Raw genomic sequence first — 19,649 nt, 5'->3', positions numbered from 1 at the left:
CTTTTCGCCGACCCCTATCACCGGAGCCGCACTGTGACCCCTCCCGCCCCCGCCCGCCTCTTCGGTCGCGGCTCCTGGGCCGAAGCGCAGCGGGTCGCCTCGGTCCTCCGCAAGGAGACCGTCGGCGGCGCCCTGCTGCTGATCGGCGCGGCGATCGCGCTGATCTGGGCCAACTCGCCCTGGGGGGAGTCCTACGAGGCGCTGCGCGACGCGCGTGTCGGGCCGTCCGCCCTGCACCTGGACCTGACGCTGGGCACGTGGGCCGCCGACGGCCTGCTGGCGATCTTCTTCTTCGTCGCCGGCCTGGAACTCAAGCGCGAGTTCGTGGCCGGTGACCTGCGCGAGCCACGCCGCGCGGCGCTGCCGATCGCCGCGGCCGTCGGTGGGATGGCGGTACCCGCCCTGTTCTTCGTGCTGCTCAACCTGGGCGGGGCCGAAGGCGCACTGCGGGGCTGGGCGATCCCGTCGGCCACCGACATCGCCTTCGCGCTCGCCGTCCTGGCGGTGATCAGCACCCACCTGCCCAGCGCGCTGCGCACGTTCCTGCTCACCCTCGCCGTCGTCGACGACCTCCTGGCCATCGTCGTCATCGCGATCTTCTACACCGAGCAGCTCTCGGTCCCGTTCCTCGCGCTGTCGCTGCTGCCGCTGGCGCTCTTCGGGTTCCTGGTGCAGAAGCGGATCCGGTCCTGGTGGCTGCTGCTCCCGCTGGCCCTGCTCACCTGGGTCTTCATGCACGAGTCGGGGGTGCACGCCACCGTCGCCGGGGTGCTGCTCGCCTTCACCGTGCCGGTCGTCCGCAGCGAGGCCGCCGGTGGACCGGACGCCGGACCGGGCCTGGCCGAGCACTTCGAGCACCGCATCCGGCCGCTGTCGGCGGGGGTCGCCGTCCCGGTCTTCGCGTTCTTCTCCGCGGGCGTGGCCGTCGGTGGGCTCTCCGGCCTGGGCGAGTCGCTCGGCGACAGCATCGCCATCGGGATCATGGTCGGCCTGGTGGCGGGCAAGGCGATCGGCATCACCGGCGCCACCTGGCTGATCCAGCGCTTCACCCGGGGTCAGCTCGACGAGAGCCTGGGCTGGCCCGACGTCCTGGGGCTGTCCCTGCTCGGCGGGATGGGGTTCACCGTCTCCCTGCTGATCACCGAACTCGCGTACGGCGCCGAGAGCGAGGCCTACGAGCACGCGAAGGTCGGCATCCTGGCGGGGACCTTCCTCGCCGCCGTGCTCGCCGCAGTCATCCTGCGGCTGCGGAACCGGCGCTACAAGCAGACGTACGCGGCGGAGACCCGCGACGTCGACCGGGACGGGATCCCGGACGCCTGGGACACCGTGGACGACCGGGCGGAGCACGACCCCGACTGGGACGGCGCCCTGCCCCCGGGACGGACCCTGGCCGACACCGAGGTCGACGACGCCGACCCCGATGCGGCTCCTCCGGCCTCCTACGAGACCGTCGACGACGAGGCCGAGCACGACCCGGACTGGAAGGGCACCCGCCCGCCGGGGCGCACGCTGGGCCCGAACGGCAGCTGACCCGCGCCGACACGCCGGGCGGGGCCGCTGCGCACGCCGCGACCAGCGCGTTCGCTGTGAGCGGAGCAATCCGCTTGCAGGCCCGGATCTCCCGGTCGTACCGTCGTGGCACACGAGAGAGGAGGTGGTCCGTAACTTTGCTGAGCTACAGGACTCGTGAGGTGGCTGTCCGCTAGCCGCCGTCCAGATGGGCCGCCCGTTCAGACTCATGTCTGAGCGACGGCAGATCGCCCGTCCGTCGTACGGCGGCGAGCGAGAACCGGACAGTCACCCGACCCCCGGGCCGCCGACAGTTGTCCAGTCGGCCCGCGTGCAGCTCCCTCTCCGGAGGTCAGCGCCGCGGAGCAGCCCGGGGGTTGTCCGTGTCCCGGGGGGAGTGCGCGTGCAGCTCGGCGGCCTGCCGGTCGAGGCGGACGTCTCCGCCGGCGCCTGGATCGCCGAGGCGGTCGCCCGGTCGCACTGGAGCACCGTGGGCTCCCTCGTCCCGCCGATCTTCCCCGCGTACGCGCGGGTGCTGCACCCCGCGTACCGCTACGACGGCGACGACGACGCCGAGATCCACTGGGGCGACGTCGCCCACCTGAACGGCACCGTCCACCACCCCCGCATGCAGTGGCCCGCGATCACCGGCGGCTGGGAGTACCTCACCGAGGACAGCCAGCCGCCCACCTGGGACGGCGTCCCGGCCGAGGGTCACCTGCCGTGCACCCTCGCCGCGCGGATGGCCGCCGTCCTGGGCCGGCACACGACCACCCCGGAGCACTGCCTCTTCGGGCGGTGGGCAGGATCCGGTTCCGACGCCGGCGAGCTCCGGACGGCCCCGCGGCTGTCGCTGCCACGGGGGCGCGACGTCGTCCTCGTGCGGGGCCGGGTCACCGACGCCGTCCGCAACCTCGCGCCGGAGCCCTCCGAGCAGAGCGCCAACCTGTGGTGGCCGGCCGACCGTGCCTGGTGCGTGGCCACCGACATCGACCTGATGAGCACCCACGTCGCCGGCAGCGCGGCGTGCATCGCCGAGCTGCTCGCCACGCCGGGGCTGGAGGTCGTCCCGGCCTCCCCGGACGACCGGGTGGGCCACGGCGACGACCCGGTCAACCCGGTCCCGGCGCGGGGCTGAGCACCCGGCCGCTCAGGGCTCGATGACCACCCAGTCGCCGGTCACATCGACGACCACTCCGGAATCGGTCGCCTCCACGCCGGTGATCTCCTGGGCGAAGGGCAGCGGATCAAGCGGCACCCGGAAGGTGAACCGCTGACCGAGCAGCAGTTCGCTCACCCCGCTCAGGCCGCGCACGCCCCCGAACCGGGTCGGCTCCACGACCAGCGAGCCGCCGTCCGCGCCCAGTGCGACGTCCGCGGAGGCCTCGACGGTGGCGCCGAGCACCTCGACGGCGCCGATCACCCGCAGTTCCCCCGGGTCGGCCGCCTCGAGCGTGAGCGGCCGGCCGGTGAGCTCCAGGTACCGGTTCAGGTCCTCGTAGGAGAGGAAGACGTCCGCCTCGGTGTCGACCACCAGCAGCCGGTCGGTGTCCCCGAGCAGCAGGTCGTGGAAGGACAGGTACACGTCCTCCAGCCGCGCGTCGACGGCGTCGATCCGCAGCGGCCCGGAGACCACGCCCTCCATCGCGATCTCCACCTCGTCGTAGCGACCCCGGAGGACCTGCGGGAGGAAGAAGAGGCCACGCACCTTCACGGAAGGCTCCTCCACGGTGCCCGTCCGCTCCTGCAGGGCCTGCGCGACCACGCCCTCCGCGGCGCGCCGCGCGAGGAGGTCGGAGCCCCACAGCAGGAGCACCGTGCCGAGGAGCACGCCGAGCGCGATGCCGACCGTCCGACGGCTCGGCCGTCGGGGTGACCGCGGGTCCGTGCCCGCTCGCTCGCTCACGGGTCCTCCTCGCTGGCGCTCGTCGGCCGCGTTCGCGGCGCTGCTGTGCCCCCTGGTGAGCTCGCACGCTCGCTCACGGGTCCTCCTCGCTAGCGCTCGTCGGCCGCGTTCGCGGCGCTGCTGTGCTCCCTGGTGAGCTCGCACGCTCGCTCACGGGTCCTCCTCGCTGGCGCTCGTCGGCCGCGTTCGCGGCGCTGCTGTGCCCCCTGGTGAGCTCGCACGCTCGCTCACATGCCGACCTTCGACGGGCCGGCGGCCGCGGCCACCGGGTCCCGGCCGGCCTCGGCCGCCCGCTCGTCCAGCAGGGCCTCCTGCCTGGCGGCATCCATGGGTACCCCCGCCGTCCGGATCCGCCGGCTGGGCCATCCCGCCGCGCGACCGAGCAGCGTGAGCACGGCCGGGGTCAGGACCGGTCGGATCAGGAACGTGTCGATCAGCAGGCCCAGGGCCATGATGAACGCGACCTGGCGGAAGCTGTCGAGCGGGATGATCGCCACCATGGCGAAGGTGGTGGCGAGGATGATCCCCGCCGCGCTGATCGCGCGGGCCGTGGCCGGCATCGCGACGGCGATCGCCTCGCGCAACGGGCGCCGGCCCGCCTCCTCCCAGATCGAGCCGACGGCGAACACGTTGTAGTCCGACCCCAGCGCCAGCAGCAGCACTGCCGTGGTGAACGGCACGTAGAAGGTCAACCCGGGGTCGTCCAGCCATCCCTGGAACACCAGCACCGTCACCCCGAGAGCGGCCGCCACCCCTAGGGCGCTCGTCACGATCAGCAACAACGGGGCGAGCAGCGCGCGCAGGTAGAGCGCCAGGATCACGAACTCCACGGCCAGCACCGCGAGCATCGTGCGCCGGAGCTCGTCCTGGGTGATCAGCGCCAACTCCGAGGCGACCGCCGTCTGACCGGCGATGCCCACCGTCGCGCCCGCCACCCCCGCCTCGTCCAGCAGCTGCGGGATCCGGTCCTCCAGCCGCCGCAGGTCTGCGATGCCGGTGGCCCCGAGCGGATCGCTGTCCAGGATCACGACGAACCGGGCGGCGTCGCCGTCGGCGGAGAAGACGATCCCGTACTCCTCGGGCAGCGGGTTCTGCTCCGCGCCGAGCACCTGTGCCACGCCGGGCTGCCGGCTGAGCAGGCCCTGGAACGCCGACAGCGCGGCGCGCTGCTCGGTGACGCCGGGGCCTTCCACCAGGACCTCGGTCGGCGCGACCACGCCGCGCACCCCCGCCTCGTCGAGGATCTCCGCCCCCTGCCGGACCGGGTCGCCGGCGGGCAGGCCGGAGCTGAAGGACAGGTCCAACCGCAGATCGGTCACCGGCAGCGCGGCCGGCACCAGGATGCCCAGGCCCAGGAGGACGGCGACCAGCGCGCCGCGGCGGGAGGAGGAGGTGGCGCGGGCGATCCACCGGGCGCCCCGCCCCGCCCGGCGGTCGATGGCTCCGCTCCCGCCGACGCCCGAGGGGAAGAACAGCCGCGGCCCCAGAACGGCGATCAGCGCGGGGACGAGGGTCAGGGAGAGGACCACCCCCACCACGACGGTGAGCGACAGCGCCGGCCCGAAGGCCCGGAACAGCTCGAAGTCCGCGACCAGCAGCGCCGCCGTCCCGGCCGCCACGGTGATGCCCGCGACGGCGACGATGGGGCCGTCGGTGGTGACCGTGCGCCGGGCGGCCTCGTGCGGGGGCACGCCGGCGTCCAGTTGCCGGCGCATGCCGGAGAAGAACAGCACGCAGTAGTCGGTGACCACACCGATGAGCAGGGCTGCGGTGAGCGGCTGCAGCTGATCGGGCAGCGCGAACCCGAGCGCCGCGGCCGCCAAGGCCAGCACGTACACCGCCACCAGGTAGCCGATCCCGGCGGCGGCCAGCACCACCAGGGGCGCCACGACCGACCGGAAGGTCAGCCCGACGACGGCGGCGATCAGCACCAGGGTGGCCACCTCGAACAGGTGCAGCCGAGCCTCGAGGTGCTCGGCCTGCTGGACCCGTGCCGGCGTGATCCCGGTGACGTAGGCGTCCACGTCCGGCTGGTTCTCGAAGTGCGCCGCGTACTGGCGGGCCAGCGCGGTGGCGTCGGCCAGGGACGTGCCGCCGGTCGTGTAGAGGTAGGTCACCGCCGTCTCGAGCGTGGCGGTGGGCAGCGGCACGGCGGCCACGATCCTGCCGTCGGCGGTGGGAGCCTCACCGCGGAGCGTCGCCTGGGTGTGCTGGAGGGCCCACAGGGCGATGTCGGCGCGGGTCAGCGCGCTGAGCCCCCCGGGGTCGTGGACGACCACCGCGGTCTGGGACAGCACCGGGACCCGGAACTGCTCCAGGGACCGTTCCTGCACCCGCACGGCCTCGCTGTCGGGTGGGAGCAGGCCGCCGAAGTTGTTGCTGCCCCCGCCACCCGACGGGGTCGGCAGCATCACCGCCGCCACGGCGGCGGCCAGCCAGACCGCCATGACCAGCCACCGGCCGGCGACGACGGCCGAGCGGAAGCCGCGCCCGGCGGCGGACAGTGCTCTGGCCGGTACCCGCGCGGCGGACCGTGCCCTCAACACGGCCTCCAAGCCTGTGGTCGGCAACCGAGTACCACTGGTGGGGGAAGGGTAGGTCGATCAGCCAGAACCCGCAGGCGGAAGGACTCCGATGCCCGAGAACCGTCCCGAGACGACGGCCGGCGCGACCGCGGCCCCGGTGGCCGATGCGGCCGAGGCCGCGCCCGCCGGCGACGGCGCCGGGCGCCCGGGCCGGACGAGGGGCCCCCGGAGCTGGTGGCTCGTGGCGCCGGCATTCGTGCTGGGGTTGTTCGCCGGGGCCGTGACGCTGGGGCTGCTCCGCGAGGACCCGCCGCCCGTGCCCGCGACCGCCACCGAGTCGCCGGCCGGCTCGGACGAGTCCCCGTCGGACGGCGGCACCCCCGCGCCCGGGGCCCGCGCGGAGTTCACCGTGAACGAGGCGTGCCTGCGCGTGGTGAACGGGACCCAGGACCTCGTCGACGTCGTCGGCGACCTGGGCAACGCCGCAGCCGACCTGGACATCAGCGGACTGGACGAGGCGATCCGGCGGCTGCAGCCGCTGGAGAGCCGCCTGCGGGACGACCTGGACGGCTGCGAGACCGACACCACCCTGCCCGGCGACCTGTCGCCGCTACCCTCTTCCGAGGAGCCGCCGGACTCCCCCGCGGCACCTTCGACGGCCTCCCCGACGAGCCCCCCGCCGGACTGACGCCCCGGCAGCAGAGCCCCGCCGGCGTCAGAGCCGGGCCAGCTCCGCCGCGAGGTCGTCCAGACCGAGCGATCCCTGGGAGAGGGCCGCCATGTGCCATGCCTTGAGGTCGAAGTCGGACCCCCGGGCCCGGCGAGCGGCGTCCCGCCCCTCGCGCCAGGCCCGCTCTCCCAACTTGTAGCTGATCGCCTGCCCCGGCATGCCGAGGTACCGCTCCAGCTCGCTGTCCAGGAAGGCCGGGGCGGCGCCGGAGTTGTTCCCGAGGAAGGCCCGCGCCAGCTCCGGCGTCCACGGCCGGCCACGGTGCTCGGCGAGCGCGCCTTCGGCGTCGTCGGGCACCGGGAGCTCCAGGTGCATGCCGATGTCGATGACCACCCGCACGGCGCGCAGCTGCTGGGCGTCGAGGAACCCCAGCCGCTCGCCCGGATCGGCGAAGTATCCCAGCTCGTCCATCAGCCGCTCGGCGTAGAGGGCCCAGCCTTCCACGTCGGCCCCGACCGACCCGAGCGAGGTCTGGTACGTGGAGAGCTCGCCTCCGGACGCCGGGCCGGCACCGAGGTCGGAGCCGGTCCAGCGACGCGCGGCCAGGGCGTACCGCTCCCGGCCGACGGCGTCCGGGGTTCCCTCGGTGCGCGGGCCGTACTCGTCGCGCAGGAAGTCGCGGATCTCCGCCACCGCGCCGTCCGCGGCGCACGCGGCGGCGTCGAGCTCGGCGCGCAGGACCTCCGGCCCGGCGGCCACGAACCGGCCGAAGAACGGCCCGGCCAGCCACTCGTCCAGCTGGGCGACGACGGTGTGCACCTGCCGCGGCGCCACCAGCAGGCCGCGCCGCGCGCCGTCGGCGAGGATCTGCCGGTAGCCGCGGTAGGCCTCCGGCACCCGGGACAGCCGGCGCGCGAGGACGGACCAGTCCGCCTCGGTGGCCGACGGCATGAGCATGAAGACCTGGCGGATCGAGTGCAGCGGGCTGAACAGGTTGTTCAGCGACCGGAACCCCTCCCCCGCCACGTGGCCGGCCAGCTCGGCACCCAGGCGCTCGCGCAGCAGCCGGGCGCACCGGCGCTCCACCGGGTCGTCGTCCAGCGCCGGGTCGGCGGCGAGCGCGCGGTCCAGCTCGGCGAGCGTGGCGCGGGCGAGCTCCGCCTCCGCCGCCAGCCCGGCCGGGCTCGGATCGGGCAGCCCGTCCTCACCGGGGCGGGTACCCAGCGACGTGGCCACGATCGGGTCGAGGTCGCAGACGGCGTCGACGTAGCGGTCGGCGACCCTGCGCGGGGTGGTGGGGCGGGTGGACGACGACGGGGGCCGAGCGGGGACGGTGGTCACCGGATGCGCTCCAGGCGGGCCGACATCGTCGGGCGCAGCGGCGCGTCGCCCGCGGCCCGGTCGATCGCGTACATCAGCGCCCCGTCGACGATGCCGTACAGCCGCACCGCGCGGGTCACCTCGGGAGCGTCCGGTGTCCGGGCCAGCACGTCGCTGGTGAGCTCCCAGCTGGTCGTCGTCCGCGCCGTCCCCACGTAGATCTCCACGAGCCCGTCGGGGCTGGCCACCAGGAGCTCGACGTCATCCTGGCCGCGTGGGCGCCAGAACCCGGACTCGCGCACGTCCGGCCCGACGATCGTCCCGTCGTCGGTGAGCCGCCAGGTGCGGGACTCGTAGGCGAGGAAGCCGCGCCCGTCGTGGCTGAACCGGATCCACTGGCCGAAGCGGTGGTCACCGCCCGCGCCCGCCGCCTGTCCCTCGCCGTGCCACTCGCCGAGCAGCGGCAGCACCGACAGCAGCGCCTCGGAGACCTCCGGACCGGTGCGGACGTCGGCGGTGTCGGGCACCGGCAGCTCGGTCGGGCCGCTCATCGCCGACCCACCTTCGGACGGCGGGACAGCCGGACGGCACCGTAGCCCAGCGCCAGTGCCGACGCCCCCGTCAGGACGACCAGGACCCAGGCAGAAACCATGGGAACCACCGTAGTGACGCCCGAGCCCGTCGGCCTCTGCCGGCCACGAGACGGTGCGCGTGCGGGCCCTGCCGGCGTGGAGCACCCTGTCGGGCACGGTGAACTCGGCGCTGTTCGGCACCTCGCCGGCTCGGTCCGCGACACCGTGCCTGGTTCCACCGTGCCGCCGGTGGACTGGCCGACCTGATCGGGCTCTGGGCCCGGCGCTCCGACATCCCGGACGAGGCGGGCGTTGGTGGCCGGGACGGGCATGCGGCAGGCTGGACCGGGCCCGCAGAGGTGGGACGGACCGGGAGGAGCAGTCATCGACATGGCCGAGGCCGGCCGGGGGGCGACGTCGACCCCGGGGGACGAGGCGCTCCCCGGGACACCGTCGTGGTACTCGGTGCTGCACGACTCCTCATTCATGTTCGCCGCGGTCTGCGACACCGCCGGGACCCTCCTCACCGCCAACACGCTGTCGGTGGAGGGCTGTGGCTTCGACCGCCACCAGCAGCTGGGCCGCCCCTTCTGGCGCGCCGGCTGGTGGGCCGGTGACCCGGAGCTGGGGGCGACCGTGCGGGGGTGGTGCCTGCAGGTCACCACCGGCGGGGAACCGCTGCGCGTGGTCACCGACTTCTTCCTGGCCGACGGTCGGCAGCGCACCGCCGACCTCACGCTGCAGCTGGTCAGCGAGGGTGACCAGCTGGAGTACCTCCTGGTCACCGGGATGGACATCACCGATCGGCAGCAGGCCGAGCGGGTTTCCGCCGAGGCCCGAGCGGCCGGCGCCGAGGCCTCCACGCTGCGCCAGATCGCCACGGCGCGGGCCCGCGACCTGGAGGTCCTCCGCGAGACCGAAGCCAAGCTGTCCCGCGCGCTCACCATCACCGAGCGGGTGCTGGCCAACGTCGCCGACGGGATCTACGGCCTCGACACCGAGGGCCGGGTGGAGTTCCTCAACCCGGCGGCCGCCCGGCTGACCGGCTACGGCACCGCCGAGCAGCTCGGCCAGGACCAGCACGCCCTCATCCACGCCCACCGACCGGACGGCTCGCCCTACCCCCGCGAGGAGTGCCCGGTGTGGCGGGCGCTCCGGACCGGCCGCACCGTCGTCGCCGACGACGAGACGTTCTGGCGCCGGGACGGCACGCCCATGCCGGTCGAGATGGTCGTCGTACCGACCGTCGAGGACGGGGTGCTCACCGGCGTGGTCGTCTCCTTCCGCGACCTCACCGACCGGCTCGCCGCCCAGCGCCAGGCCGCGGAACTGGAGGCGCTCGCCGCTCGCTCCGCCGCCGACCGCGCCCTCTCCGACCGGCTGCAGCAGTCGCTGCTCACCCCGCCGCCGGAGCCCGACCACCTGCAGATCGCCGTCCGGTACAGCCCCGCGGCGCACGAGGCTCAGGTGGGCGGGGACTGGTACGACGCATTCCTGCAGCCCGACGGCGCCACGATGCTGGTCATCGGCGACGTCGTCGGCCACGACAGCAGCGCGGCCGCGGCGATGGGACAGGTGCGCGGGCTGCTGCGGGCGCTGGCCTACGACGACGACCAGGGGCCGGCGGCGACCATCACCCGCGTCGAGCACACCGCCGTCGGGCTGGCCGTCTCCACGCTGGCCACCGCCGTCCTCGCACGGATCGAGCGGCACCCGGACGTAGCGGTGGCCGGCCGGCGGCTGCTCCGCTGGAGCAACGCCGGGCACCTCCCACCGGTCCTGCTCGCGCCCGACGGCACCAGCACGCTGCTCACCACGCCGCCGGAGCTGATGCTCGGGATCGACCCCGACGCGCCGCGCAGCGACCACACCGTCGACCTGCCCGACTCCCACACCCTGCTCCTGGTCACCGACGGGCTGGTCGAACGGCGGGACATCGACCTGGACCGGGGGATCGAGCGGCTGCGGGAGGCCCTGCGCGACCTGGGCGAGACCCCGCTGGAAGAGCTGCTCGACACGGTGCTGGCCCGGCTGGTGCCCCAGGCCGGCGCCGACGACGTCGCCATCGTCGCGGTCCGCACCTTCCCCGAGGACCGCCCCCGGCCGGCCGAGGCCGGACCCAACCGGCAGCTTCCCGGCGTGGAATAGCCACCTGGACGCCTGTGGCGACAGGCGGACGTCCTGGCTCACCTGATGAGGTCCTGGCTCACGGTCGAAGGTGAGCCAGGACCCCTGACCCCCGGCTCAGTCAGGGTGTTGCGACCACCCCCTGAGCCCGAGTCACCTGATCATCAGTCGATGACGACGGTGGTCTCGTTCAGGCCGACCTCGGCGGAGAGGACCCGCTCGCCCTTGCCGACGGAGGCCAGGGAACGGATCTTCCACTCACCCGGAGCGGCGAAGAACCGGAACTCACCCTCGGGGCTGGTGACCACCTCGGCGGTGAACTCGTCCGTCGAGTCCAGCAGCCGGACGTAGGCTCCGGCCACGGGGGCGCCGTCGTACCACACCGAACCCTGGATGACCGTCTGCGTGCTGAGGTCGATGCCCGCGAGGGGACCGCCCTGCTTCGGGGCTGCGCACATGTCAGCTCACTTCTCGATCGGGACGCCGACGAGCGAGCCGTACTCCACCCAGCTGCCGTCGTAGTTCTTGACGTCGGTCCTGCCGAGCAGCTCGCGCAGCACGAACCAGGTGTGGCTCGAGCGCTCGCCGATCCGGCAGTAGGCGATGGTCGGCTTGCTCTCGTCGTAGCCCTGCTCGGCGTAGAGCTTGGCGAGGTCGGCGTCGGACTTGAAGGTGCCGTCCTCGTTGGCCGCCTTGCTCCACGGGATGTTGATCGCGCCTGGCACGTGGCCGGCCTTCTGCGACTGCTCCTGGGGCAGGTGCGCGGGGGCGAGGATCTTGCCGGAGAACTCGTCGGGCGAACGCACGTCGACGAGGTTCTTGCTGCCGATGGCGGCGACGACCTCGTCGCGGAACGCGCGGATCGAGAGGTCCGGCTCGGACGCCCGGTACTGCGTCGCCGGGCGCTCCGGAGCGTCCTTCGACAGCGGGCGGCCGTCGAGCTCCCACTTCTTGCGGCCGCCGTCCATGAGCTTCACGTCGGAGTGGCCGTAGATCTTGAAGTACCAGTAGGCGTAGGCGGCGAACCAGTTGTTGTTGCCGCCGTAGAGCACCACGGTGTCGTCGTTGCCGATGCCCCTCGACGACAGGAGCTGCTCGAAGGCGCTCTTGTCGAGGAAGTCGCGGCGCAACGGGTCCTGCAGGTCCTTCTTCCAGTCCAGCTTGACAGCGCCCTCGATGTGGCCGCCGTCGTAGGCGCTGGTGTCCTCGTCGACCTCGACGAAGACGATGCCGGGCCGGCCCAGGTGCTCCTGGGCCCAGTCGACGGTGACGAGCACGTCGTTGCGGCTCATGGGTTTCCTCCGTTGGTCGGTGTGCAGGGGATCGATCGCAGGTGGTGCGGGAATGTCTGGGCGACGTGGACCGCTCGAGCGCGGAAGTCACGGGAGGAAGGGCATCCCGACGGCGCGGAGCGCGCGTCCGGACGGTGCGGTGCCGCCCTCAGGGGGTCGGACACAGGCAGCTGCCGACGCGGCACAGGTCCACTGCGCGGCGCGAGGTCAGCAGGATGCCCACGGCGCGAGGGTAGCCGATCATGAGCGGGCCGCCACGTGCGCGTCGACCAGGGCGGTCAGCTCCTGCGGGGGCGGCGCGCCGCTGCTGCGGCCGATCACGCGACCGTCGCGGTCGAGGTAGAACAGCTTGGGGGTCCGGCGGACGTCGAGCTCGCGCACCACCTCCAGGTGGCTCTCCGCATCGACGTGGACCGTCGCCAGCCCGGGCCGGGTGGCCTGCAGCCGCGCCAGGCGCGCCTTGGTCGCCCGGCACGGACCGCAGAACGCGGTGGAGAACTGCACGACGGTCAGGGCCGCGCCGGCCGGGCGCGCACCCAGCCGTTCGAGCACCTCCGCCGCACCCATCCCGTCCCCTTCGCCGCCGACCCCGTCCGGAGGGGGAACCGGGCGGCTCGGGTGGACTATTCCGCGCCGATGACCGCGTCGTCGGCCTCGACCCGCACCTCGACCCCGTCGCCGGCCGCTGCTACGCCGGTCAGCCGGAGGCCGAAGGGCAGCTGGACCGGATAGCGGAGATCGAGCAGGTCGCTCGCCCGGCCGACGAGGAAGCCGGGGAGGTCCACCCCGGCGCCGGTCGCCCGTTCGACGTCGATGACCAGCGCCTGACCGTCGAGCACGACCGTGCCCACCGCGGTCAGCGGGAGCGCGCCGCCGGGGAGATCCACGGTCCGGGTGATGCGCAGCCGGTCGCCCTCCGGTTCCAGCGTGGTGTCGCCGCCGATCTCCTGGGCGAGCAGGTCGTAGGACAGGGTCGCCACGCCCTCGATGCGGTCGACGGGCACCTCCCGCACGTCTCCGGCGAGCACCGCCGCCAGGGGCAGGTGCACCCCGCGCAGGACGACATCGGCGTGCGTGCCCTCGGGCCGGCCGAGCTGCGCGCCGGTCAGCGAGATCCGCACCTCGTCGTAGCGGCCGCCGAGCGCCTGGGTGAGGAAGGGAAAATTGCGGATGTCCACCGCCGGCTCGCCCGCCAGGCCGGCCTGCGCGGCGATCTGCGCGGCGACCTGCCCCTCGGCGACGGACGCCGCCACGCGATCGAGCAGCACCCCCAGAGCGACCAGGAGGACGACGAGGACGGCGACGACCTTCACAGCAGGGTCAGCAGTCCGAGCGCGACCGGGGCGCACGCGGCGAACGGCAGCACGACCTGCACGACGGTCGGCGCCCACGGCGACAGCGCGTCGCCCACGCCCTCGGCCGTCGTCGCCACGGCGAGGAAGCTGCCCGCCACTGCCACCAGCGCGACCACGCCGGCGAGGACCGCGCCGACCAGCAGCGCCCGCAGCATGCCGAGGTCGGCGACGTCACGGGCGGCCCACCCCACCGCGGCGCCGGCCAGCACGGCGAGCACGGCACCGGTGAGCCCGCGCGGAACGCCGGGCGCCAGTTGCGGCCGCGGCAGCACCTGGTCGGTGAGGGAACCGACCAGGAGCGCGGTGCCGGCGACGAGGCCGGTGAGCACGAGGGGGCCCGCCCCGGGCCGGCCGAGCAGCAGCAGCGCCGCCAGCGCGGCGACGGCGGTGAGCAGCACCGCCGAGCCCGCGAGGGAGTCGACCAGGTCGTGCCGCGGGGAGCGCAGCATCTGCTGGAGCACGGCCGCCAGGAAGCCGACGCCGAGGACGGCCAGCAGCCCGCCCAGGAGCGGGCGCTCGGGCAGGACGAGCGCCAGGTCCGCGGCGACGGCGGCGGCGGTGCCGACGGCCAGCGACGCGGCGAATCCCTGCATGCCGGTGGCCAGCACCCACGAGAGCACCAGCGCCAGCTGCAGCACCAGCACCGCCGCCAGCGCGCCGACGTCCCCCAGCGCCGCCGGCAGACCGGCCACCAGACCGGCGGCGACGACCGCGAGACCGGCGGCCGGCACGTGGTGCGGCCGGGCCGGCATCGTGGACGGGACGGCGGTGGAGCTCACGGTCCGATCGTCTCAGAAGCCCGGCGCCCGATCCGCTCGACGGAGCCGCCGCGCCGCTCTCGGCGTGTCCGGACCGTCGGCATGACCCAGGCGGCCGAGGCCGGGCCGGGCGGTACCGCCGGGACGACGATGCCCGACCGGCGGACGCCGTCCTCGCCGTACCGTGTCCCGGCGAGGACGGGCTGGGGGCCGGACGCATCGGCTATCCTGCCCTCTCCCGCTCGACAGCGTCGTCGTGTGTCCGGTCGGTGGCCACCGGCCCCGGGCCCCTCGAGGAGACGACCGTGCGACTGGTGCTCATGACCGCCGCCCGCCAGGCGACGACCGAGGTGCTGCCCGCCCTGGGCCTGCTGGGCCACCAGGTGCGCGTCGTCGCGCCCGAGCTCTCCAGCCTCCTGGACGGCGACGCCGGCGACGTCGTGCTGGTCGACGCCCGCCACGACCTCATCGGGGCGCGGACCCTGTGCGGGATGCTCTCCTCCACCGGCGTCGCCGCGGCCCTGGTCGCCGTGCTGTCCGAGGGTGGCCTGGTCGCGCTGTCCGCCGGCTGGGGGGTCGACGACGTCCTGCTCGACACCGCCGGTCCCGCGGAGGTCGATGCCCGGCTCAAGTGGGCCACGACCCGCCGGCTGGCCGCCACGGCCCCGGCACCGGACGCCGACGGCGGCGTCACCGAGGCCGGCGAGCTGGTCATCGACGAGCACAGCTACTCGGCGAAGCTGCGCGGCCGCGCGCTGGACCTTACGTACAAGGAGTTCGAGCTGCTCAAGTACCTGGCCCAGCACCCGGGCCGGGTCTTCTCCCGCGCGCAGCTGCTCCAGGAGATCTGGGGCTACGACTACTTCGGCGGGACCCGCACCGTCGACGTCCACGTCCGCCGGCTGCGCGCCAAGCTCGGCACCGAGCACGAGGCGCTGATCGGCACGGTCCGCAACGTCGGCTACAAGCTCGACCGGCAGGTCGCCGATGCCACGGCCAAGGCCGCCCGCGCCGCCACCTCGGACGACAGGGCCGACGCCGAGCTGGTCTGATGGCGGGGTGAACACCGGAGTCGACGTCACCGAGGTCCCCGTCCCCGAGGTGCTGGCGCTGCTGCGCGCCGCGGCTGCCGCCGACGGCGTGCGGCCGGTCTCCGAGGAGACCGAACTGCGGCTGCAGCACGGCTCCCCCGGCGGGTCCGACCTCGTCGTCCGCAACGGCAGCGCGCCCACCGGCTACGCGCGGTTCGACGACGGCGTCGCCGAGCTGGTGGTCCACCCGGCCCACCGCCGGCGGGGGTTCGGCACCGCCCTGCTGCGACAGCTCCTCGACCTCGCGGGCGACCGGCCGCTGAGCGTCTGGGCGCACGGCGACCTCCCCGGATCCGCCGAGCTGGTCGCCCCGCACGGCTTCGAGCGAGTCCGCGTGCTGCTCCAGCTGCGCATGCCGTTGGACGCCGTCGACCGGGCGCCCCGGCCCGGGCTGCCCGACGACGTGCGCGTCGTGCCGTTCCGCCCGGGGCGGGACGAGGAGGCGTGGTTGGCGGTCAACGCACGCGCCTTCGACTGGCACCCCGAGCAGGGCCGGATGACGCGCGCCGACCTCGAGTTGCGGGAGGCCGAGCCGTGGTTCGACCCCGACGGCTTCCTGATGGCCTGGCGCGGCGATCCGGACGCCGGCGGGGAGCTGCTCGGCTCGCACTGGACCAAGGTCCACCCGCCCGGCGCCGCCGCCGAGGAGGCGGTGGGCGAGATCTACGTGCTCGGCATCGACCCCGGCGCGCAGGGCCTGGGCCTCGGCCGGGTGCTCACCGACCTGGGGCTGGCGCACCTCCGCGGCCGCGGCCTGCGGCAGGTCCTGCTCTACGTCGAGGAGGACAACGAGGCGGCCGTGCGGCTGTACGAGGGCCGTGGCTTCCGGCGGTTCGCCGTCGACGTCTCCTGGCACCGAGTTCCTGAGGCCTGACCCCGGTTCAGGTGGCGTCGGCGTCGATGGGCGCGGGCACCGACCGGTCACGGCCGGCGGGCGGCACCCGGCGGCTCGCGGTCGCGCCGGCGCCGGAACTGCCGTTCGCCCCCGCTGCGCGGGGCGCCGGCGGGCCGGCGTCCTCTTCCAGCAGGTGCTCCCGCAGGAAGGTCTTCGGGTGGTACCTGCGCAGATCGACGTCGCGCAGGTGGGCGAGGTCGTCCCCGAGGCTGTCGTGGACGTGACCGCGCACGCCGGTCCACGCCGTCCGGACCCGCTTGAGACCCCCCGCGGCGTCCTTCGCCAGGTCCGGCAACCGCTCGGGGCCGAAGATGAACAGCGCTGCCAGGGCGAGCACGATGATCTCGCTCCAGCCGATCGAGCTGAACACCCGGCACCTCCTACCGGCCGGTCAGCACGACGTCCGCCCGCGCGCCCCCCACGGGGACGGGCGGCGGGCCGGCGAGGTGGGCAGCGATCCCCTCGGACGAGCTGCGGACGGACTCCCAGTCCCGGAAGTCCCCCGCCGGACGGCTCCAGACCTGCCGCTCGGCGGCCGACAGCAGTCGGCGATCCAGCCGGCCCCCGAACACCCGGTGATCCCGGGCGCCGATCGCCTCGCGGATCCATCGCACGTCGTCGACGTCGTGGCGGGTCCCCGCCGGCCCGACGTCCAGCCCGCTGGAGAACAGCCACGTCGGACGGCTCCGCAGCTCCGGCGCGACGGCGCCCACGTAGCGCCAGGCCGGTTCCAGCCAGCGGCCGGCGTAGACGGCGCTGCCCAGCACGACCGCGTCGAAGCCGGCCGGGTCGGGTCGCTGCTGCACCGGCGCGAGGACGGCGGACAGTCCCGCGCGCCGCCCGGCGTCACTGCGCAGCAGGCCACGCACCACGGCGGCGGCGATCTCCCTGGTCGCCCCGTGCCGGCTGGCGAAGGCCACCAGCACGCGGGGACCCTCGTGAACGGTCATCGGGTACGCCTCTCCAGGTCGGCCGGACCGGCCGGCGGGTGCAGTTCGGCGCGCCGTCCGGTCGGTACGAGCAGGTCGTCGAGCGCCGACGGTGCGGTGTCCAGTGGCGAGGCCTCGTCGTCCGCCAGGTCGGAGAACCCCTCGGTCGCCGCGCGTCGGGCGCGCCGCCGGTCCACCAGCCGGGCGATCTGGATGGCCGTCTCGAACAGCAGCACCATCGGCGCGGCCATCACCAGCATGGTGAACGGGTCCTGGGTCGGCGTGACGAAGGCGGCGAAGACGATGGTCAGGAAGAAGATCCAGCGACGGGCCCCCGACAGCGCCGCGTAGCTGAGGACGCCGGCCAGGTTGAGCATGACCGCGACCAACGGCAACTCGAAGGAGACCCCGAAGGCCAGGAGCAGCGAGATGACGAAGCCGATGTAGTCCTGCGCGGTGAGGGCGACCACCACGCCGTCGCCGGCCAGGCCCAGCAGCAGCCGGAGCCCCGCGGCCAGCGAGACGTAGGCCAGCGCGGATCCGAGGGCGAACAATCCCGAGGACGCGGCGGCGAAGCCGATCCCGTAGAGCTTCTCGTCCCGCTCGAGGCCGGGCGTGACGAAGCGCCACAGCTGGAACAACCAGGCCGGGGCCGACAGCACGATCCCGACGATGAAGCTGATCTTCAGACGGATCAGGGCGCCACCGAAGACATCGGTGATCAGGAGCCCGCACCCACCGTCGGCATCGCTGTAGCGGAGCTCGTCGGGCAGGCCGCAGTACGGGGCGCGGATGAAGTCGCCCAGTCCGTGCTCGTACCACCAGAACGCCACCGCGGTGGCCAGCAGCACGGCCAGCAGCGACCTGCCCACCCGCGTGCGCAGCTCGGCGAGGTGCGCGACGAGGGTCATCGCGGCTGCGCCGTCCCGGGCGGTCGGGGGGCGACGCGGTCGCCGGGGGCCGATGGCCACGACAGGTCCGTGGCCTCAGCGAGCGCCGTCGGCCCCGGCCGACGGCGTCCGGGTCACCTCACCAGGGGCCCCGTACGAGCGGGGGTCGGTCGCGGGCAGGATCTCGGCCCGCGCCGGAGCGCCGTTCGGCGCCTGCCCGGCGGCGTCGTCGTCCTTCATGCCCTTCATCTCGCCCTTGAAGATGCGCAGCGAGCGGCCCAGCGAGCGCGACGCGTCCGGCAGCTTCTTGTAGCCGAACAGCAGCAGGACGGCCAGGAGGATCAGGCCGATCTCAATGGGTCCGAGGTTCATCGGAGGCTCCTCGTCGGGGATGTCGTCGGGGCGGAGGCGGTGCGCCCAGCCGCGGAGCGGTGGTGGGGCGGCGCATGGAACGCTAGGGAACCCGATCGACGGACAGGTGGCCTGCGACCGGACTGCCGGTGAACCCGCCGTCCACCCTGCGTTCAGCCGGGCGAACCCACTGGGACGGCCGGACCGGCCGGATGACGCCGACCGGGCCGCTCTCGTCCCGTCAGCCCTCGAACAGGTCGCGCGAGACCACTCCGGTGTCAGGGTTGTCGGTGAACATGCCGTCGATGCCGGCCTCCCAGAACGCCGTCTGCTCCTGGATGGCCTGCCCGTAGTCGTCGGGCGCCGTCCCCTCCCGCAGCGCCGATGGGAGGAAGGCGTTCTCGTTGCGGAACGTGTACGGATGCACCAGCAGCCCTTCCGCGTGCGCGTCGTCCACGAACGACGTCGGTTCGCCGAGGCCGCCTTCCTCGTTCCGCGGGATCACGAAGCTCTTCTCCGGCCCCACCCCGTCGGCGTACTCCGCGATCTCCGCGAGCCCCTCGGCGGTGGCCATCTCCTGGTACGTGGTGCCGCCGGAGACCTGCTGGTCGTAGGGGGCACCCTCGATCCACATCAGCTGGACCAGCGGGACCTGCACGCCGGCCTCGTCCAGCGCACGCAGGTTGGCGATCTCGAACGACTGGATGAACACCGGGGACTTCTTCCGGTCCAGCTTCGCCTCCCGCAGGTCGGCCAGCAGCGGCTCCTCGAGCGACAGGCCGATCTCCTCGAAGTAGGTCGGGTGCTTGGTCTCGACGTAGACCCCGATCTCCCTGCCCAGTTCCTTCGACAGGCGGTCCCGCAGCTCGAGCACCTCGTCGAGCGTCGGCACCCGGTACAGGCCGTCGTAGAGGGTGTTCTCCTCCCGCAGCTCGGGCAGCCGCTCCTCGGCCTCCAGCGTCCGCAGCTCGGCGAGGGTGAAGTCCTCGGTGAACCAGCCGGTGATCTGCTGGCCGTCGATGGTCTTGGTGGCCTTCCGGTCGGCGAACTCGGTCCGGTGCTCGACGTCCGTGGTCCCGGCGATCTCGTTCTCGTGCCGGGCCACGAGAACGCCGTCCTTGGTGCTGACCACGTCCGGCTCGAGGTAGTCGGCACCCATGCGGGCGGCCAGCTCGTATGAGGCCAGCGTGTGCTCGGGTCGGTAGCCGGAGGCGCCGCGGTGCCCGATGACGAGCAGGTCCTCCGCGAGCGCCTCGCCGGGCACGGGTTCCCGCTCGGGGGGAGCAGCCGACGCCGGCGCGATCAGCACCGCGGGTGCGACGAGCGCCGCCGCGAGCCCGAGCGTGCGACCTCGAAAGGATTTCTTCACGGTGGTCTCCTCCGGGCTCGGACGGCGACCTTCGCCGTCGGCCCGTCCCTGGTTCCCACCCACCGCCGACGACGCCCCGCGGGCCGG

The 19,649-nt window shown here is 74.0% G+C and carries 21 protein-coding genes; 6 read left to right on the top strand and 15 right to left on the bottom strand.

What is annotated here, in order from left to right:
* The first annotated feature begins 33 nt into the window (after window positions 1–33).
* Together nhaA and QOZ86_RS03980 are read left to right on the top strand one after the other, a co-directional pair.
* Window positions 34–1,533, top strand: a complete 1,500-nt coding sequence (nhaA, locus tag QOZ86_RS03985; protein WP_284490655.1) for a Na+/H+ antiporter NhaA — start codon at window positions 34–36, stop codon at window positions 1,531–1,533.
* Between the two features lie 382 nt (window positions 1,534–1,915).
* Window positions 1,916–2,650, top strand: a complete 735-nt coding sequence (locus tag QOZ86_RS03980; protein WP_284490654.1) for a hypothetical protein — start codon at window positions 1,916–1,918, stop codon at window positions 2,648–2,650.
* A gap of 12 nt (window positions 2,651–2,662) precedes the next feature.
* On the opposite strand, the gene QOZ86_RS03975 is transcribed toward QOZ86_RS03980, so the two are convergent.
* Window positions 2,663–3,418 (bottom strand): LmeA family phospholipid-binding protein, encoded by a 756-nt coding sequence (locus QOZ86_RS03975; protein ID WP_284490653.1) that lies wholly within the window; start codon window positions 3,416–3,418, stop codon window positions 2,663–2,665.
* A 227-nt stretch (window positions 3,419–3,645) separates the two neighbouring features.
* A complete protein-coding gene (locus QOZ86_RS03970) occupies window positions 3,646–5,964 on the bottom strand; it encodes an MMPL family transporter (RefSeq protein WP_284490652.1) in 2,319 nt (772 codons plus the stop codon).
* 88 nt (window positions 5,965–6,052) lie between these two features.
* Between QOZ86_RS03970 and QOZ86_RS03965 the strand changes: the two genes are divergently transcribed.
* Window positions 6,053–6,631, top strand: coding sequence for a hypothetical protein (locus QOZ86_RS03965; protein WP_284490651.1), 579 nt, complete (start codon window positions 6,053–6,055; stop codon window positions 6,629–6,631).
* A 27-nt stretch (window positions 6,632–6,658) separates the two neighbouring features.
* Here QOZ86_RS03965 and QOZ86_RS03960 read toward each other — a convergent pair whose 3' ends face one another.
* Both QOZ86_RS03960 and QOZ86_RS03955 read right to left on the bottom strand, forming a co-directional pair.
* Window positions 6,659–7,954, bottom strand: a complete 1,296-nt coding sequence (locus QOZ86_RS03960; RefSeq protein WP_284490650.1) for a DUF885 domain-containing protein — start codon at window positions 7,952–7,954, stop codon at window positions 6,659–6,661.
* Window positions 7,951–8,484 carry a heme-binding beta-barrel domain-containing protein gene (locus tag QOZ86_RS03955; protein WP_284490649.1) on the bottom strand — a complete coding sequence of 178 codons (534 nt, stop codon included), beginning with the start codon at window positions 8,482–8,484 and terminating at the stop codon, window positions 7,951–7,953. The genes QOZ86_RS03960 and QOZ86_RS03955 overlap by 4 nt, the downstream gene beginning before the upstream one ends.
* A 411-nt stretch (window positions 8,485–8,895) precedes the next feature.
* On the opposite strand from QOZ86_RS03955, the gene QOZ86_RS03950 reads away from it, so the two are divergent.
* Complete coding sequence (locus QOZ86_RS03950; RefSeq protein WP_284490648.1) at window positions 8,896–10,653, top strand: SpoIIE family protein phosphatase; 1,758 nt, start codon at window positions 8,896–8,898, stop codon at window positions 10,651–10,653.
* Between the two features lie 143 nt (window positions 10,654–10,796).
* On the opposite strand, the gene QOZ86_RS03945 is transcribed toward QOZ86_RS03950, so the two are convergent.
* From QOZ86_RS03945 to QOZ86_RS03925, 6 genes are all read right to left on the bottom strand, one after another.
* Entirely contained in the window at window positions 10,797–11,090 is a 294-nt protein-coding gene (locus QOZ86_RS03945; RefSeq protein ID WP_284490647.1) for a DUF1416 domain-containing protein, read from the bottom strand.
* 6 nt (window positions 11,091–11,096) lie between these two features.
* On the bottom strand, window positions 11,097–11,924 hold the full coding sequence (locus QOZ86_RS03940; protein WP_284490646.1) for a sulfurtransferase: 828 nt from the start codon (window positions 11,922–11,924) through the stop codon (window positions 11,097–11,099).
* A 148-nt stretch (window positions 11,925–12,072) separates the two neighbouring features.
* Window positions 12,073–12,168 carry a putative leader peptide gene (locus QOZ86_RS21130; protein ID WP_431521195.1) on the bottom strand — a complete coding sequence of 32 codons (96 nt, stop codon included), beginning with the start codon at window positions 12,166–12,168 and terminating at the stop codon, window positions 12,073–12,075.
* Complete coding sequence (locus QOZ86_RS03935; RefSeq protein WP_284490645.1) at window positions 12,165–12,491, bottom strand: thioredoxin family protein; 327 nt, start codon at window positions 12,489–12,491, stop codon at window positions 12,165–12,167. The genes QOZ86_RS21130 and QOZ86_RS03935 overlap by 4 nt, the downstream gene beginning before the upstream one ends.
* Before the next feature lie 56 nt (window positions 12,492–12,547).
* Window positions 12,548–13,237 carry an LmeA family phospholipid-binding protein gene (locus QOZ86_RS03930; RefSeq protein ID WP_284490644.1) on the bottom strand — a complete coding sequence of 230 codons (690 nt, stop codon included), beginning with the start codon at window positions 13,235–13,237 and terminating at the stop codon, window positions 12,548–12,550.
* A complete protein-coding gene (locus QOZ86_RS03925) occupies window positions 13,234–14,058 on the bottom strand; it encodes a hypothetical protein (RefSeq protein WP_284490643.1) in 825 nt (274 codons plus the stop codon). Before QOZ86_RS03925 ends, QOZ86_RS03930 begins: the two co-directional genes overlap by 4 nt.
* A gap of 284 nt (window positions 14,059–14,342) precedes the next feature.
* Between QOZ86_RS03925 and QOZ86_RS03920 the strand changes: the two genes are divergently transcribed.
* Together QOZ86_RS03920 and mshD are read left to right on the top strand one after the other, a co-directional pair.
* Entirely contained in the window at window positions 14,343–15,089 is a 747-nt protein-coding gene (locus tag QOZ86_RS03920) for a winged helix-turn-helix transcriptional regulator (protein ID WP_284490642.1), read from the top strand.
* Window positions 15,090–15,096: 7 nt separating this feature from the next.
* On the top strand, window positions 15,097–16,002 hold the full coding sequence (mshD, locus tag QOZ86_RS03915; RefSeq protein WP_284490641.1) for a mycothiol synthase: 906 nt from the start codon (window positions 15,097–15,099) through the stop codon (window positions 16,000–16,002).
* A gap of 7 nt (window positions 16,003–16,009) precedes the next feature.
* Here mshD and QOZ86_RS03910 read toward each other — a convergent pair whose 3' ends face one another.
* From QOZ86_RS03910 to QOZ86_RS03890, 5 genes are all read right to left on the bottom strand, one after another.
* On the bottom strand, window positions 16,010–16,393 hold the full coding sequence (locus QOZ86_RS03910) for a twin-arginine translocase TatA/TatE family subunit (protein ID WP_284490640.1): 384 nt from the start codon (window positions 16,391–16,393) through the stop codon (window positions 16,010–16,012).
* Window positions 16,394–16,403: 10 nt separating this feature from the next.
* Entirely contained in the window at window positions 16,404–16,973 is a 570-nt protein-coding gene (locus QOZ86_RS03905) for a flavodoxin domain-containing protein (protein WP_284490639.1), read from the bottom strand.
* Window positions 16,970–17,863 carry a twin-arginine translocase subunit TatC gene (gene tatC, locus QOZ86_RS03900; protein WP_284490638.1) on the bottom strand — a complete coding sequence of 298 codons (894 nt, stop codon included), beginning with the start codon at window positions 17,861–17,863 and terminating at the stop codon, window positions 16,970–16,972. The genes QOZ86_RS03905 and tatC overlap by 4 nt, the downstream gene beginning before the upstream one ends.
* 75 nt (window positions 17,864–17,938) lie before the next feature.
* Window positions 17,939–18,214, bottom strand: coding sequence for a Sec-independent protein translocase subunit TatA (gene tatA / locus QOZ86_RS03895; RefSeq protein ID WP_284490637.1), 276 nt, complete (start codon window positions 18,212–18,214; stop codon window positions 17,939–17,941).
* 220 nt (window positions 18,215–18,434) lie between these two features.
* The gene (locus tag QOZ86_RS03890) at window positions 18,435–19,562 is read right to left on the bottom strand and encodes a glycerophosphodiester phosphodiesterase (RefSeq protein WP_284490636.1); all 1,128 of its coding nucleotides are present in this window, start codon (window positions 19,560–19,562) and stop codon (window positions 18,435–18,437) included.
* Window positions 19,563–19,649 lie beyond the last annotated feature (87 nt).

Source organism: Blastococcus capsensis, from assembly GCF_030165005.1.
Taxonomy (GTDB): Bacteria; Actinomycetota; Actinomycetes; order Mycobacteriales; family Geodermatophilaceae; genus Blastococcus; species Blastococcus capsensis.
The sequence above is the reverse complement of the archived record's forward strand: the minus strand, read 5'-3'. Positions and strand labels throughout refer to the sequence as shown.